General features: G+C 64.4%; 15 protein-coding genes. 4 read left to right on the forward strand and 11 right to left on the reverse strand.

Going from position 1 to position 14,829, the window contains the following annotated elements:
* The first annotated feature begins 58 nt into the window (after positions 1-58).
* Positions 59-223, forward strand: a complete 165-nt coding sequence (locus tag ACE10W_RS37785) for a hypothetical protein (RefSeq protein ID WP_304549060.1) — start codon at positions 59-61, stop codon at positions 221-223.
* A 37-nt stretch (positions 224-260) separates the two neighbouring features.
* Here ACE10W_RS37785 and ACE10W_RS37790 read toward each other — a convergent pair whose 3' ends face one another.
* The 3 genes from ACE10W_RS37790 to ACE10W_RS37800 form a co-directional block, all read right to left on the reverse strand.
* Complete coding sequence (locus ACE10W_RS37790) at positions 261-1,304, reverse strand: zinc-binding dehydrogenase (RefSeq protein WP_304549061.1); 1,044 nt, start codon at positions 1,302-1,304, stop codon at positions 261-263.
* A gap of 13 nt (positions 1,305-1,317) precedes the next feature.
* Complete coding sequence (locus ACE10W_RS37795) at positions 1,318-1,983, reverse strand: class I SAM-dependent methyltransferase (protein ID WP_028175493.1); 666 nt, start codon at positions 1,981-1,983, stop codon at positions 1,318-1,320.
* Between the two features lie 277 nt (positions 1,984-2,260).
* Positions 2,261-2,917, reverse strand: coding sequence for a glutathione S-transferase (locus ACE10W_RS37800; protein WP_304549063.1), 657 nt, complete (start codon positions 2,915-2,917; stop codon positions 2,261-2,263).
* 116 nt (positions 2,918-3,033) lie between these two features.
* Between ACE10W_RS37800 and ACE10W_RS37805 the strand changes: the two genes are divergently transcribed.
* Together ACE10W_RS37805 and ACE10W_RS37810 are read left to right on the forward strand one after the other, a co-directional pair.
* A complete protein-coding gene (locus ACE10W_RS37805; RefSeq protein ID WP_011090707.1) occupies positions 3,034-3,597 on the forward strand; it encodes a TetR/AcrR family transcriptional regulator in 564 nt (187 codons plus the stop codon).
* Positions 3,598-3,786: 189 nt separating this feature from the next.
* Positions 3,787-6,081: an MHYT domain-containing protein gene (locus ACE10W_RS37810; RefSeq protein WP_304549065.1), complete on the forward strand. Its 2,295-nt coding sequence runs from the start codon at positions 3,787-3,789 to the stop codon at positions 6,079-6,081.
* A 176-nt stretch (positions 6,082-6,257) separates the two neighbouring features.
* Here the strand turns inward: ACE10W_RS37810 and ACE10W_RS37815 are convergent, their stop codons facing one another.
* From ACE10W_RS37815 to ACE10W_RS37850, 8 genes are all read right to left on the reverse strand, one after another.
* On the reverse strand, positions 6,258-7,496 hold the full coding sequence (locus ACE10W_RS37815) for an efflux RND transporter periplasmic adaptor subunit (RefSeq protein WP_304549067.1): 1,239 nt from the start codon (positions 7,494-7,496) through the stop codon (positions 6,258-6,260).
* A gap of 2 nt (positions 7,497-7,498) precedes the next feature.
* Entirely contained in the window at positions 7,499-9,862 is a 2,364-nt protein-coding gene (locus tag ACE10W_RS37820) for an ABC transporter permease (protein ID WP_370204909.1), read from the reverse strand.
* Between the two features lie 4 nt (positions 9,863-9,866).
* Positions 9,867-10,574: an ABC transporter ATP-binding protein gene (locus tag ACE10W_RS37825; RefSeq protein ID WP_304549071.1), complete on the reverse strand. Its 708-nt coding sequence runs from the start codon at positions 10,572-10,574 to the stop codon at positions 9,867-9,869.
* A gap of 106 nt (positions 10,575-10,680) precedes the next feature.
* A complete protein-coding gene (locus ACE10W_RS37830; protein ID WP_304549073.1) occupies positions 10,681-11,874 on the reverse strand; it encodes a methionine adenosyltransferase in 1,194 nt (397 codons plus the stop codon).
* Between the two features lie 57 nt (positions 11,875-11,931).
* Entirely contained in the window at positions 11,932-12,294 is a 363-nt protein-coding gene (locus ACE10W_RS37835) for a hypothetical protein (RefSeq protein ID WP_244660559.1), read from the reverse strand.
* 103 nt (positions 12,295-12,397) lie between these two features.
* On the reverse strand, positions 12,398-13,072 hold the full coding sequence (locus ACE10W_RS37840; protein ID WP_060908968.1) for an isoprenylcysteine carboxylmethyltransferase family protein: 675 nt from the start codon (positions 13,070-13,072) through the stop codon (positions 12,398-12,400).
* Positions 13,072-13,326 carry a DUF2933 domain-containing protein gene (locus tag ACE10W_RS37845; protein WP_060908969.1) on the reverse strand — a complete coding sequence of 85 codons (255 nt, stop codon included), beginning with the start codon at positions 13,324-13,326 and terminating at the stop codon, positions 13,072-13,074. The genes ACE10W_RS37840 and ACE10W_RS37845 overlap by 1 nt, the downstream gene beginning before the upstream one ends.
* Before the next feature lie 86 nt (positions 13,327-13,412).
* A complete protein-coding gene (locus ACE10W_RS37850) occupies positions 13,413-14,069 on the reverse strand; it encodes a Spy/CpxP family protein refolding chaperone (RefSeq protein ID WP_304549076.1) in 657 nt (218 codons plus the stop codon).
* A gap of 185 nt (positions 14,070-14,254) precedes the next feature.
* Here ACE10W_RS37850 and ACE10W_RS37855 point away from each other — a divergent pair, with 185 nt between their 5' ends.
* Entirely contained in the window at positions 14,255-14,497 is a 243-nt protein-coding gene (locus ACE10W_RS37855; protein WP_304549077.1) for a hypothetical protein, read from the forward strand.
* Positions 14,498-14,829: the final 332 nt, after the last annotated feature.

Here is a 14,829-nt window from a genome sequence, read left to right on the forward strand (position 1 = left end):
TGCACTTGCGGCGCATCGTGGACTTCCCGATGGACGCGCCGACTTCTTCGCCGGCTTCATGCGCTCGGCGCAGGGAGACTATCTGCAGGCCTTCATGATCGCGGGCGCAACGGGGATCGTCGCGGCCGTGCTGTCGCTGATGATCGGCCGGCGGCCGGTGCAACCCGCGCTCGCCACGGCCTTGTCAACGCCATCCGCGCCTCGCCACCAGATGACCGGGTAGGACCAGTCGTTGGTGTGATCGGCATCGGCCGCGGCGTTCAGCTGATGTTTAGCAAGATCCGCCCTGACGTGCCGCTGCGCATCAAATCCAGCGCGTCGTTGATGTCATCGAGCGCGAACTCGTGGGTCACGATCCCGCGGTAACTGACCTTGCCGGCTTCGTCGAGCCGGACGAGACGCGGGATGTCGCGCGCCGGCTGGCACTGCCCGCCTTCCGAGCCCTTCAGCACCTTCTCGAAGTGCAGCGGCAGCGTGTAGATCTCGACCTTGTCGCGGGGAACACCGACAAGGATACAGCGGCCCTTCTTCGCGGTGACCTCGTAGGCGAGCTCGATCAAACGGCTGACGCCGGTGGTCTCGACGACCTTGTCGGGCCCGTCAGCCCCCGTGATGGACCGAACCTCGGCGGCGACATCCTTCACCGTCTCGGAGTTGATGGTGTGGGTGGCGCCGAACTGCCTCGCCATCTCCAGCTTGTTGTCGAGGCGGTCGATCGCAACGACCGGATGGGCGCCGACCATCGCGGCAAATTGCACGATGTTCAGCCCGACGCCGCCGACGCCGAACACGACGACGGCCTCGCCGATCGCAACCTGCGCGTCGTTGTTGACGACGCCGAGCGCGGTCGTCACCGCGCAGCCGAGCAGCGGCGCGCTGCTGCGATCGATCGAGGGGGGAACGGGCGTGACGCGATTTTCCGACACCACGGCATATTCGTTGAAGGTGGTGACCCAGCCCGCGTTGAGGCGCTTGCCGCGCCAGGAATAGACCGGCGTATTGGACTGCACGCCCTTGCCCGGCCGCCAATGCATGACGACGGTGTCGCCCTGCTTGCACGAGACGACGCCGGGTCCGGTTTCGACGATGGTCGCCAGCGCTTCGTGCCCCAAAAGGTGCGGCAGGAACTTGTCGACGCCCTTGACGGCGTCGATCTCGTTGATCTGTGCGCCGCAGATGCTCGAGGTGTGCACGTGCGCGAGCACCTGGCCGTGTTCGAGCGTATCGGGCAAGGTGAACTCGTCGACGATCAGCGGCTTGCCGGACTCGACGAGAATCGCTGCCTTGGCAGTCTTGATGTCCATGAGCTGAGCCCGGTCACTCGAAATAGATGAATTCGTAATCGCCGGTGTAACCGAGCTTCCCGTAGAGCCAGATCCATTCGGAGGTGTGCAGGATGGACTCCGCCGTCAGCGCCCAGCATTCGAGGTTGTGCAACTCGGCAACGGTCCGGTAGCCCTCGACCATGACGTATTTGTTCTTGCCGACCCGCTCGATCTCCTTGAGCGCCGCATCGAGCTCGTAGAGCCTGAGATTGTGCAGAGTGCCGAGCGAGATGACGAGGTCGAAACTGTCGTCGCCATAGGGATAGACGTCCTGGGCGCGATAGTTGAACAAATACGGCCTCACCTGCTCATGCGAATTTGCAAGACCGTGCTTGGAGATATCGAAGCCGACGACCTTCAAGCCCGGCAGGATCTTTTGCATCTCGTACAGCAGGAAGCCCTTGCCGCAGCCGACGTCGAGCACGCTGGACCCATCCTTCAGGCCATAGGTCTCGATCAGCGCCTTGGCGACCGGAGCCCAGCGCCCGTCGATGAAGCGGTAGCCGCCATAGCCGAAACGGCGGTCGCCATCCCAATAATCGGCCTCGTATTCCCGCGCCTTCAGCGAGCAGCCGATCTTGTCGTCGTTCATGCGCCCCATGTAGTCGCGCTTGGTCGCAGTATGCAGTGGCGTCACGATATTCAGTAGTCGTCCCATCAAGTCCTCGGATTCCATCACGCGCTGAGATTGTCTTGACCGGCCTGGGGAGCCTTGCGACGTGACCTGCGAATCACCCTAGCATCTGTGCTGCAGGTGATCGTTGTTTCAGATCAATGATGGTGCGGCAGCCCCATCCACAACGTCCAGATGCGCACGGCCGGCGTCAGCCGGTCAAGGATCGAGGGATTCCTCCGCTTCACTGAGAGCTTCATCGATGGGACAAGTTCGGACCCGCCTGCTTCTGCAGGCATTCGCGGGTAGCGCGGACCCGATGTCAGGCGGACGCTTCGGCCGGCTCCGACATCGTCACCCGGTTCTTGACGCTGGGGCGCTCCTGCATCCGGGCGTACCAGGCGCGAAGTGCCTCGCACTCCGCAGGCACCGGCAGCTTCAGGAGCTCCGCAAAGATCAAGCCGCCGATGACCGTGATGTCGGCCATCGAGAGGGCCTCGCCGGCGACGAATGGCTGCTGCTTCAGAATGCCGTTGAAGTAATGCATGCCTCTGACGGCCTTGTCGCGCTGACGCAGGCCCCACTCGGCGTTCTGATAGATCTCGACCTCGGGCCCAAGCCCCGGCGTTGCGTGATGAAAGTACACGCTGATCGCGTCGAGCAGCTCCAGCTCGCCGCGCTTGCTCATCATGTGGATCACGCCCTTTTCGCGCGGCGTCCTGCCGGTGAGCACGGGAGCGCCGTCGAGCGCGTCGAGATATTCGGTGATGGCGGTGCATTCGCCGATGAAGGTGCCGTCGTCGAGCTCGAGCACCGGCAGCGTGCCCGAGTAGTTCTTGGCGAGGAACTCGGGTTTCTTGTGCTCGCCCTTCCACAGGTTGACCGACACGAACGTGACGCGCGGCCGCAGATTCTTCTCGGCGATGGCGATGCGAACGCGGGCCGGGTAAGGGCCGGTGGCCCAATCATGAATCTTCATCGATAAACCTCTTTGCTTCTCTCTACCTGCCACTTGGTAGACATTTATAGCCTTCAAAACCCGGCGGTCAAAGCCTATCTGTCACTTGGTAGATAACGAAGCGGTGAGGCGGCGACATGAGTACCAGCGCACGGGAAGCCATCCTGGCGGCCGCCAGACGCACCGCACAGGCGCACGGCTATGGCGGCCTGAACTTCCGCGATCTCGCCGCTGAGGTCGGCATCAAGGCCGCGAGCATCCACTATCATTTCCCGAGCAAGGCCGATCTCGGCGCAGCGGTCGCCAGGCGCTACTGGGAGGACACCGCGGCGGCGCTCGAAGCCATGCTGGCCGAGACCCCGGATCCCCTGCGCTGCCTGCACCGCTATCCCGACGTCTTTCGCAAGGCACTCGAGAACGGCAACCGCATGTGCCTGTGCAGCTTCATGGCTGCCGAGCATGACGACCTGCCGGACGCGGTGAAGCGGGAGGTGCAGGCCTTTGCCGATGTGAATGTCGCCTGGCTGAGCAAGGTCCTGGCCGCTGCGGCTCCGAGCAGTTCCGGGGAGAGCGAACGGCGCGCCCGGGCGATCTTCGCCGCGATCGGCGGCGCCCAGCTCCTGGCGCGGAGCCGCTCGGATCTGTCGCTCTACGACACCTTGATCGACAGCTACCGCGCGGCCGGTCTGCTGCCGGCCTGACGGATGGTTCCCGCGAGCCGGGGCGATGACACCATGAGAGTGGCGGCACCGCAGGATTGCGTGCACCATGGCGGCCGATTCGAACGTCGTGGACGCCTGCGGCGCCCATCTTGGTGCCGCTGACGATTTCGGTGTCGGGGAGGACCTCATGCGTAAGCCCGAACGCAACTTCGGCTAGCGTTGGCCGAAATGCATCATCATGCGGCTTCTCACGATCCCGTTCTGGTCGCGCTATCGATTCTGATCGCGGCCCTCGCCTCCTATACGGCGCTGGACCTGGCGACCCGAATGCGAGCTGCTTCGGGAAGGGCCCGCCGATCCTGGCTGGTCGCCGCGGCGATCGCCATGGGCGGCGGCATCTGGTCGATGCATTTCGTCGGCATGCTGGCCTTCAGCCTGCCTGGAATCGAAATCTCCTACGATCCATTCCTGACTCTGCTCTCGCTCGTCATTCCGATCGTCGTCGCCGCTGCCGCCTTTGCCGTTGTCGGACGACGCCCGCAGGCGCTGCTTGCATCCGGCTTCGCGATGGGACTTGGCATCTCCGGCATGCACTATACCGGCATGGCCGCGATGCGGATGGCGGCCCTCATCCAATACGATCCCCGATGGGTCGTGCTCTCGATCCTGATCGCGATCAGCGCCTCGATCGTGGCGCTCTGGCTCGCCTTTCGCAACACCAACGCGGTGCAGCGGCTGTTCGCGGGCCTGGTGATGGGCCTTGCGATCTCCGGCATGCACTATGCCGCGATGGAAGGCGCCATGTTCCTGCCGACCAGCGCCATGGCCCGGCCGGCAGGCCATCTCGGCGTCGGTCAGGCGCCGCTCGCGTTCCTGCTCGCCGGCATCACCATCATGATCCTGAGCATCGGCATCGCGGCGGCCGTCTATGACAGGGCATCGGCTGAGCGCGCCCAACGCGAGGCCGCCGCACTGAGGCGCAGCGAAGAACGCTTTCGGCTGCTTGTCGAAGGCATCGCGGACCACGCGATCTTCATGCTCGATCCGGACGGGCGCGTGGGCAACTGGAATCTCGGCGCGCGCCGGCTGATGGGCTATGGCGACGACATCGTCGGGACGAGCTACACCATTTTTCACACCGAGGAAGATTGCGCGGCCGGGGCGCCCGCGCGCGCGCTCGTTGAAGCCGAGCGGGAGGGGAAGTCCGCCATAGAAGGCTGGCGGGTGCGCAAGGACCGCAGCCGCTTCTGGGCGGAGGCAACGATCGTCGCGGTCCGGAACGACAGCGGCGCAATCGCCGGCTTTGCGAAGATCGTGCGCGACGTCAGCGAACGGAGACGGGCGCAGGAAGCGCTGGACCGCGCGCGCGAAGCATTGATGATGTCGCAGAAGATGGAGACCATCGGCCAGCTCACCGGCGGCGTGGCCCACGACTTCAACAACCTGCTCGCGGCCGTTCTCGGCAGCCTCGAACTGCTGAAGAAGCGCCTGCCGACGGACGATCCGAAGATCCTGCGCCTGGTGGAGAACGCGATGCAGGGCGCGGTGCGCGGCGCCTCCCTGACCCAGCGCATGCTCGCTTTCGCGCGCAAGCAGGATCTCAGGCCGGCGGTCGTCGATGTCCGCGAGTTGGTGCGCGGCATGACGTCATTGCTGAAATTCGAGGCCGGGATTGGTGTCGAGACGCGGTTCCCGATGCATCTGCCGAAGGTGAAGGTCGACGCGAACCAGCTCGAACTGGCGATCCTCAACCTGGCGGTCAACGCGCGCGATGCGATGCCGGACGGCGGCCAGATCACCATCGCCGCACGCGAGGAGCAGGGCGAAGGCGGCCTTTCGAGCAGCGGCTATGTCGCGCTCTCGGTGAGCGACACGGGCTGCGGCATGAGCGACGAGATCCTCAAGCACGCCCAGGAGCCGTTCTTCACGACCAAGGGCGTCGGCAAGGGCACCGGGCTCGGCCTGTCGATGGTCCACGGACTTGCCGAGCAGTCCGGCGGCAGGCTCGTCTTGAAGAGCCGTCCCGGAGAGGGCACGACGGCCGACATCTGGCTGCCGATCGCCGAGGAGACCGCGGTGCCGGACCTGCGCATGGCGGCTCCGGCAGCCGTAGCCCGGCCCAGCCGGCAGCTTTCCGTGCTCGTCGTCGACGACGACCTCCTGGTGCTCGAGAACACGGCAGCGATGCTGGAGGATCTCGGGCACGTCGTGGTCGAGGCGCGCTCGGGCGATGAGGCGCTGGCCTTGCTCCGCCGCACGCGCACCGTCGACCTGGTCGTGACCGACTATGCCATGCCCGGCATGACCGGCCTGCAGCTTGCCAGCGCCATCGCTGCGGAGCGCCCGGAGACGGTCATCCTCCTCAGCACGGGATACGCGGACCTCCCCAGCGACACGCGATCCAGCCTGCCGCGCCTGGCAAAGCCGTTCGACCAGGCCGCACTTGCGAAGGCGATCGAGGCGGCGATGGGCGAGGAAGAGCCGGCCGGATCAGTCGTCGCGTTTCGGCCGAAGAGCGCATGATTGCCTGATGATGAACGGCGCGCCATCCAGAATAAAACTGCGAACTCGTATGTTATTGAAGTGACCATACAACTTATGGCGCACCCAAACACGACCCACTGCAGATGGCGCCAGCCTTCTGCAGCACGGAGACCGCTCGGCTGCGGCCACACGAAGTATCAAGGCACGAACTCAGACTAGGGCACCTCCCGCTGTCCGATTCTCCCGCCATTCACAATCCGATCGCTCGGATGCACTACGACCCGATCGCCGACAGCCAGTCCCGAGATCACCTCAGCCACGTGTTTATTGTGGTGACCGATCTGGACCGGCTCGAGCCGGGCATGTCCATTCTCCTCGGCAAAAACGGCCCACTGGTCACCTTTTCGGAACAAGGCACTCACCGGGATGGTCAATGCATCGGTGGCGCTCCAGGTGGTCACATGGACGACCACCCGGTAGTCGTGGCCAAGCTGGGACCACACTTCGGGCGGATCCACGAAATCGATCGTCACCCGTACCCGCTGCTCCTCAATGCCTAGCGCCGACACCTTCAGGAAGCCTGCGGGGTCCACGCGCACGACCTTGCCCTTGATCGAGGGCCCGCCCCAGCCGTCGATCCGGACGGGCGCGCCAACCTTGATCTGCACGGCGTCGGTCGAGAGCAGGTCGGCCACGACCTCCAGATCGAGCGGGTTGCCGATATCGACCAGCGGCGTCCCTGGCAGGACCGTCGCCTCGCTGTCCTGGACGATCTTCAGCACCCGTCCGCTCGCCGGCGCGAGTACCCGGACGCAACAGGTCGGCTCCGCCGACGGGGCAGCGTTGGCTGGATCCATCAACCGGGCAGCCAGGCTGGTGCGTACCGCACGCCGCATCTCGACCTGAGCCTTGGCGCTCGCCAAGGCGGCCTCGTTCGTGGCCACGTCGAACTTCGCCTTATCGAAAGCCTGGGCCGAGGTGGACTGCGTCCGCAACAGCGTCTGCGCCCGCTGGAACTCGGTCCTGGAAAAGTCCAGCGCCGCTCCGATCCGCTGTACCTCGGCTTCCTGTTGCTGGATGGCTGCGTCCGCGGCCGCAACTTCCGCCTGAAGCTGGTCGCGGGAGCGCACGTCGATGAAGCCCGGCAGTGTCGGCTGCATCAAGGCGATGACGGTCTGGTTGGCGACGACCTCGTCGCCGACGTGAAGCGACGGCCCCTGCTCGCCGAACGGATGCGAAATCCTCAGGACCTTGCCTGCGATGGGCGCCGAGACGGTGTAGACGTGGCGGACGCGCGTCTTGCCGTCGTCGTCCGCCGTGACTTCGATCGGGCCCTTCGCGACGGTCGAGAGATCGACCAGAACCGGCCGGGGCCATGCGAACCACGCCAGTCCGCCCGCGATCCCGGCCAGGGCCGCAGCACCGATGATACGTTTGGTCCAGTTTGCCGACATGGCTAGTCTCGCGTCTTGAGGACCGCCACGAGGTCCAGTTTATCGATGCGTTCGCGGATGACCACCGCGGAGGCGACAGCGGCCAGCACCACCACGGACGTGGCGAAGACGTAGGTCGAATGCTCGACGACAAGGCGGACGCGCATCAGTTCTCCGGCCAGGTTCGTCTTCATGACCCACGCGAGCCCGTAGCCCATCACCCACCCGGGCGGCTGGGCGACCAGCGTCAGGATGGCGAGCTCAAGCAGGAGGATGCGCAGAACCTCGCCGCGCGTGAAGCCGAGGACGCGCAGGCTCGCCAATTCCCGCGCCCGCTCCGACAGCGAGATCCGTGCGTTGTTGTAGACGACGCCGAACGCGATCACGGCGGCGAGCCCGGTGTAGATGCTCGCCATCGTGGTGATGAGCAGCGCGACGGTCTTGCGAAAGTTGGCCAGCGAGACGCGCTGCAGCGCCACACCGGCGACCGTCGGCATGGACTTCACGGCCGCGTAGAAGTCCTCCTTCCGGTTCTCGTCGAGGCTGAGGTTGACGCTGGTGACGACCGGGGCCTCGCGCATGACCTGCCGAAGTGCGTCGATATCCATCATGCCCCTGATGCCGAAATAGTCCTCGACGGTCGCCACGATCGGCATCGTGACGGTACGTCGGGCGCCTTCGAGCAGATCGAGCTCGACGGTATCGCCGGCCGCGACCCCAAGGATGTGGCCGAGCATGCCGGAGATCGCGAGGCCGGTCTCCGGAAGCGCGACCGGCCGGAGGTCGACGTCGATGATGCGCCTCAGGTCGGCACCGGCGGGCCGGCCGCTGATCGTGATCCGGCGCTCGACGTTGCCATGGCGGATCCGGACGGGCACCTCGCGGAACGGCTCGGCGGCGAGAACGCCGGGCAGCCGGTTCACCTGCTCCACGACATTCTCGACCCGCTTCTCGACGAAGCCGATGGTCGCGTCCTGCCGGTCGGCGAGGAAGTAGGTCACGTCGATCAGTTGCTCCATCGTGTCCCGGGTAAACAGCGAGACGACCAGGATCGCGGTGGCCAGCGCCATCCCAAGCGCCGTGAACGCGGCCCGGACCGGGTGTCGCGCGATGTTGCGGATCATCATCAGCGTCGGCTGCGACACGACTTCGTCGAGCTGAATGCTCGCCGGGAGCAGCCGCCGGTACAGCGGAGGGGCCGGCGGTTGCATCGCGACGGCGGGCGCCAGCCTCACGACTTCGCGCAGCGCCCGCAACGCGCCGATCGCCGCGGCGGCCGCGCTGAGCGCGCCGGCGATCACATACAGATCCGGCGCCTTCGCGAACACCAGGAACGGGAAGTGGAAGAAGTCGCCGAACAGCCCCGTGACGCGCAGTCCCAGCAAGGTCCCGACGATGCTGCCCAGGACGATTCCCGCCGCCACGATCATGGCGACGAACTTGAAATAGTGCAGAACGATGCTGCCGTCCGTGTAGCCCAATGCCTTCAGGAGGCCGATCTGCTCGCGCTCCAGAGCGACCAGCCGGCTGAGGGTGAGATTGACCAGGAACGCGGAGACCAGAAGGAAGATCGGCGGCAGCGTGCGGCTCATGTTGTTGAGCATGTCGAGTTCATGATCGAGCCAGGCGTGCGAGGTCTGGTCCTTCCGCCCGTGGGCCGCCTGGCCGCCGTAGGGATCGAGCAAGGCATCCAGCCGCAAGATCACCTCGCGCTCGGCGGCGCCGGGCTGCAGCTTGACCGAAACTGCCGAAAAGGCGCCGTCGAGATCGTAGACGCCTGCGAGCGCCTTCTCCGACATCCAGACGATGGCGAAGCGGCGGTCGTCCGGCATCAGGTCGCCCGGGCCGACCGTGTAGACGAACTCGGGGGACAGGGCCGTGCCGACGATGACGAGCTCACGCTTCTTGCCGTTCAGAATGGCCGAGAACCGCGCCCCTTCGGAGAACCCATGCGCCCGCGCGAACGGCTCGTTGACGACGACCTCCTCTGTCCGTCCCGGCTCCGGAAGCCGTCCGGAACGGATGTACAGCCGATTGAGGTGCGGCTCGGCGTTGTCAGGTAGGGATACGAACTGCCCGCTGGCTGGTTCGGAAAAGCCTGGGATGTCGAGCAGCGCGAGCTTCGCGATGCGCGCGTCGACGGCGGCGACACCGGGGATTTCCGCGATCCTGTCGGCGAGGGCCTTGGGTGCGCGCTTCGCCTGGGCGAACACGTCGCCGAAGCTGTACCGTTCGTAGTACGCGATCCGCGTCTCTTCGAGAGACCGATGCGAGCCGACGGCGAGCACCAGCGTGGCGACGCCGCCTCCGACGACCAGCGCGATGGCGAGGACCTGCGCCCACATTCGCCTGACGTCCCGGAACAGCTTGATGTCGAGCGCCCTCATGCCGTCACCAGCTGAGTTCGGCCGCTTCGCGACGGGTCTCGTTCCTCTGGATCCTGGAGATGCGGCCGTCGGCGAAGAACAGCACCCTGTCGGCGACCTGCTGGATGCTGGCGTTGTGCGTGATGATAATTGTCGTGGTGCCGAGCTGTCGGTTGACGCCGAGCAGCGCTTCGATCACGCGAATGCCGGTCTTCGAATCCAGCGCCCCGGTCGGCTCGTCGCAGAGCAGCACCGCCGGGCGTTTCGCGATCGCGCGGGCTATGGCCACGCGCTGCTGCTCGCCACCGGATAGCTGCGCCGGAAAGTGATGCATCCGCTCCTCGAGCCCGACCAGAGCGAGGGCGTCGGCCGGCCGCATCGGATTTTTGGCCACCTCGGTGACCAACGCCACGTTTTCGTAGGCGGTGAGGCTCGGCACCAGATTGTAGAACTGGAAGACGAAACCGACGTGGTCGCGGCGATACTTCGTGAGCTCGCGGTCTTCGAGATCGGTCAGGTCGATATCCCGGAAGAACAGCCTGCCGCTGGTCGGCCGGTCGAGACCGCCCATGATGTTGAGCAGGGTCGTCTTGCCGCTGCCGGAGGGGCCGAGCAGCACGACAACTTCTCGCTCAGCGATCTCAAGATCGACATTGTTGAGGGCATGGACCGCCACCTCGCCGGAGATGTAGGTCTTGGTCAGAGCCGTGGCTGTGAAGACGGATTGGGTCATTGCGTCTCAAACAGTGTGAGCAGTCACTCTCCGCCTTTGAGGCTCCCCTGGATTGATTTAGATCAGGCAGCTCGCTGAATTCGCTCGGTTTTCTCAAAACAGACGCTCAGTAGACATGAGTTGCTCCGGCGACGAGCTCGCCGACCAGTTCCGGGATCCTGCCAAGGTGATCCGATACAATCTCCGCACCTCGCTCTCTTAGCTCCTCCGGGGGAACGCCGTCCTTCGTCGCCAGCCTGAGATGAACGAGATCCGGCATGGACACCGGCGCACCGATCCGGCTGACGATGAGGCACTGCGCTGCGGAGACCTCCGGAATGGCGCTGACCAATGTCTCAGCTACTCGCTTTGCCAAGATGTTGTAGATCTTGCCGACGTGGCTAACGGGGTTCTTGCCGGCGGCAGCCTCCAAGCTCATCGGCCGCCAAGGTGTGATCAGGCCATTGACGCGATTGCCCCGACCGACCTGCCCGTCGTCGCCAGCCTCCGCTGAGGTGCCGGTCACGGTCAGATAGATGCTATCGGACGGGGCATCATCAGCAGCGTTGACGGCCACCTCGCAATCCCTAAATCCGTGCTCGCTTGCGCGTTCACGGACGTACTCGGCGAGCGCCGCCTTTTGTTGCAGATAGCTGTCCATGTCGTTAAGAAACCGCCCGATCATGGCGCAGGCGATTGTCAGCTTGACGCCCTCTCCGCTTCGGACAGCCATGATTTTGATGTCTTCACCCCAAGCCGGATGGTCACGCGCGCGATCGCGGCCGTGAATTCCCTGTTCGATTGCGAGCACGAGGCGTTCGAGCGCACTGAGCGGTGCGTGACCAACTCCGAAAGACGTATCGTTGGCAAGCGGAATTTGCCTTGCGCTCCCCCGAGAGAACAGCGATTGCAGGTCCTGCGAGCCCTGATGAACCAGGGCCTCGATACGGACGTGACGATCGGCGTCCAGCGCATGGAGATTGGCCTTCAGCCAGGCCCTTGAGCCCTCGATGGCAATGTCCTCGACTGGAATCGCTTCGTTTCCGACGTTGGTAACGGCCCGTCCTGCCAGGAGGATTCTGATCGGATCGGTCACCTTTCCGCCGTTGAAGGTAGGCATTGCCCTGCCGCCGCACAGTAGCGCTTTGTCGACATTGTAGTGCAGCACATGGCCGAATCTGCGCAGGTATTCGCGACAGAGATTGCGGGACAGCGTCTCGGCAAGGGCATCGCAGATCGTGTCCGGGTGACCGGCTCCCTTGCGCTCGACGACCTCCACGTCATCGCGATTGTCAAGCTGCGAAAGGACAAGATCAAACATCGGTGTAACCAATCGAAACAGAGGCGGTCAGCCCTTTTCCGCACCATAAGGACCGGTCTACCGGCGATGGTCGTACTTGAATTGCAGGGCAGCCGGACTCGCGCCGGTGCGCTCGACAGTGAGCTTCACGGTGTAGAGATCAAATCCGGGAAGGTCGAAGAAGCCGCCATAGGTCGTGGTGCCCGAGATCTGCATTGGCTCAAGCTTCTTCTTGGCGCCGGACAAGCCCAATCCTGATACTTCCGCAGTCACGACGGCATCAGAAATACGCGCGCCGCTTGCTGCATCAAAGACGGCGGCAACGACGTGATATTCATGCGGCCCCTTTGGGGTGCGCCCGTGCATCGGTCGTTCGGTGGTGGAGCCCGACGGGAGGCCCTTCACGATCTCGGCCGGCACGATGCCCAGGTAGACCGTCACTCCTCCTGCCGTTTTTGAGAGGTCGGTGTCCGCAGCGGTCGCTATGCCGATCAAGCAACCGGCCAGCCAGAGGCCTCCGAGCAGAGCGCCGACCGCCCGCCGGCTAACCATGCCGATATCCTCCAGTGGACTCAGTGCCAAAGACCCGGCTCAACTTCGGAATGAATCCCGGCACATCGGCCGCATATCTGACATAGGCGTCTCCGAATTCTGCTCGGGCATCCTGCTCCTCCGTGTGAGCCAGCCTGACGTACATCACGGTCAGCACCGGGAACATCGCGAGCGTCAGGATCGTCGGCCATTGCAGCAGGAAGCCGAACATCACCATGATGAAGCCGACGTATTGGGGGTGGCGAACGTAGCTGTAAGGCCCGCTTGTGGCGAGGCTTCGGGTCTGCTGGGCATCGTACAGCACCCTCCAGGCCGCGGAAATCAGGACGAAGCCCGCGCCGATGAAGATGAAGCTCAGGATGTGGAACGGTCCGGCGTGCGGATTGGTCTTCCAGCCGAACATCATCTCGAGCAAGTGCCCGGCGTCATGGGAGAACCAATCGACGTTCGGGTAGTGCGACTGCAGCCATCCCGAAAGGAAGTAAATGGTGAGCGGGAAGCCGTACATCTCCACGAACAGCGCCACCAAAAATGCGCTGAAGGCGCCGAAGGAGCGCCAGTCGCGGGCGGTCTGCGGCTTGAAGAAGCTGTAGGCGAACAGGATGAAGACCACCGAATTGACGATGACGAGGCTCCAGAGACCGTAGGCGGGCGCGGTGTCGTGCATCACGCGCTCCTTGGATCGTTGGGGCGGCCGCCGCCATGGTGGTGACCGTGTCCGCCATGCATGAAGAGGTGCATCAGCGGACAGGCGAGAAGCGGAAGCCAGATCAACAATCCGAGCACGTGGGCCCTGTGCTCGGTGAACAGGAGTGCGCCCGCGATGACCAGAAATCCCACCAGGACCAGGCCGGCCTTGGCCTTGACCGACAAGCCCTCTCGAGGGCGCTCTCGATACCCGGAATGATCCTGCACCGACATCTGCACGCTCCTATGGCGCTTGATAGCTTAGAGGCGCGGCTGCCATCATTGTTGACGCAGATCAACGGCACGAGTCCCGCAGGGCCTCACTGCATCGGCTTGCCGGGCTGCATTCCCATGCCCATCATGCCTCCGCCCCGCATCGCCGGCATCATGCCCATCTGCGGCGCGAGCAGCTCGTCGGCGGTCTTCTTCTGCTCATCGGAAAAGCTGCCGACGAGATTGGTCAACGCGGATTTCATCGCGCGGGTAGCTTCGAGCCGCGCGGACAGCCATTTCTCCTGCCAGGTCAGCCGGTCTACCAAAGGCTCGGAGCCGGCCTGTGACATCATCGAGGTCCGCAGCTCGCCGAGGGCCTTGGCATTCGCGCGTAGCGCGTCTGCAAACGCGTTCCAGGCCGACGCCTGGGCGTCCGTGATCTTGAGCTCGGTCCGGAGGAAAGCGATCCGCCCCTCCACGCGATCGATCGTCTCCATGCCGTCGCCGGACTGTCGCATCATGCCCATCATCCGCATCATGTCCGACATCGGCATGTTGCCGCCCATCATGTTCATCATGCCGCCGCTGGTCATGCCCTGGGACGGTCCGGTGCCGCGCGGCGGCTCCGGAGCCGCGGGCGCCTTGGCTGCCGGCGCCTCCTTCTGGTCAGGATGATGACCCTGGTGCTCGGCAGGCGATTGCGCGAACGAGGGATTGCCGAGGATCGTGAGCAGCAAAGCTGCCGCAAGCGTGGGGCTTCGCATCGTTAATCCTCCTGAGATCTGGCATTTGGATGGATTGTGACGATCGCCGCCTGATGCGAGTTGATTCACGTCAACCAAAGCCGCGGTCGCGACAGGATTACCAAGTGTTCATTGCTTGCGATCCCTCAAAGCGGAAAGCCCGGCTGCGCCTCATGATGGCGGGTCCACAATCCGGGAGAACGGACATGATCACGAAGAAGCTCTTGGCTGCGATCGGCATCGTTTCCCTGTTGGCGGTGCCGGCGATGGCGCAGACCACCGACAAGGAAAAGAACGGCCATCATTACAGCGGTGGTCCGAAGACCGAGGTCCCCCACCACATGGGCAAGAAGGAGACGGTCGGCGTTTCGAAGGACGGCGCGTCCGGTGGCCATCACTACACGGGCGGCCCCGCTTCGTCGCCGCACCACATAGGCGACAAAAAGTAATAAGGATCGCGCCCGTTCTCGCGGCGGCAACACCGCCGCGGCGGGCTTCTCGGTTTCGGCAGGTCGGCTCCGCCGGCCTGCCGTCAGCCGACCACCCGATCTCCGACGAATCGACGACACCTCGATCGGGATCACGGGCAGTAAAGATGTGCTCGAAAGGGCGGTGTTGGCCAGCCGAAACGAGGCCGGGTTCGCAGATGGGTACTGGGCGACCGCGCCATCCAGAACCAAGCCACGAGCTCCTACATAATTGAAACTCCTTGTGATTTTGCAAGCGCTCGCAGCGCAGCGATGCTCGCCGCCGACTTCGGCCTTGAGCACGCCTCATAACT

The organism is Bradyrhizobium sp. B025, from assembly GCF_042257955.1.
In the GTDB taxonomy this organism is placed as follows: domain Bacteria; phylum Pseudomonadota; class Alphaproteobacteria; order Rhizobiales; family Xanthobacteraceae; genus Bradyrhizobium; species Bradyrhizobium diazoefficiens.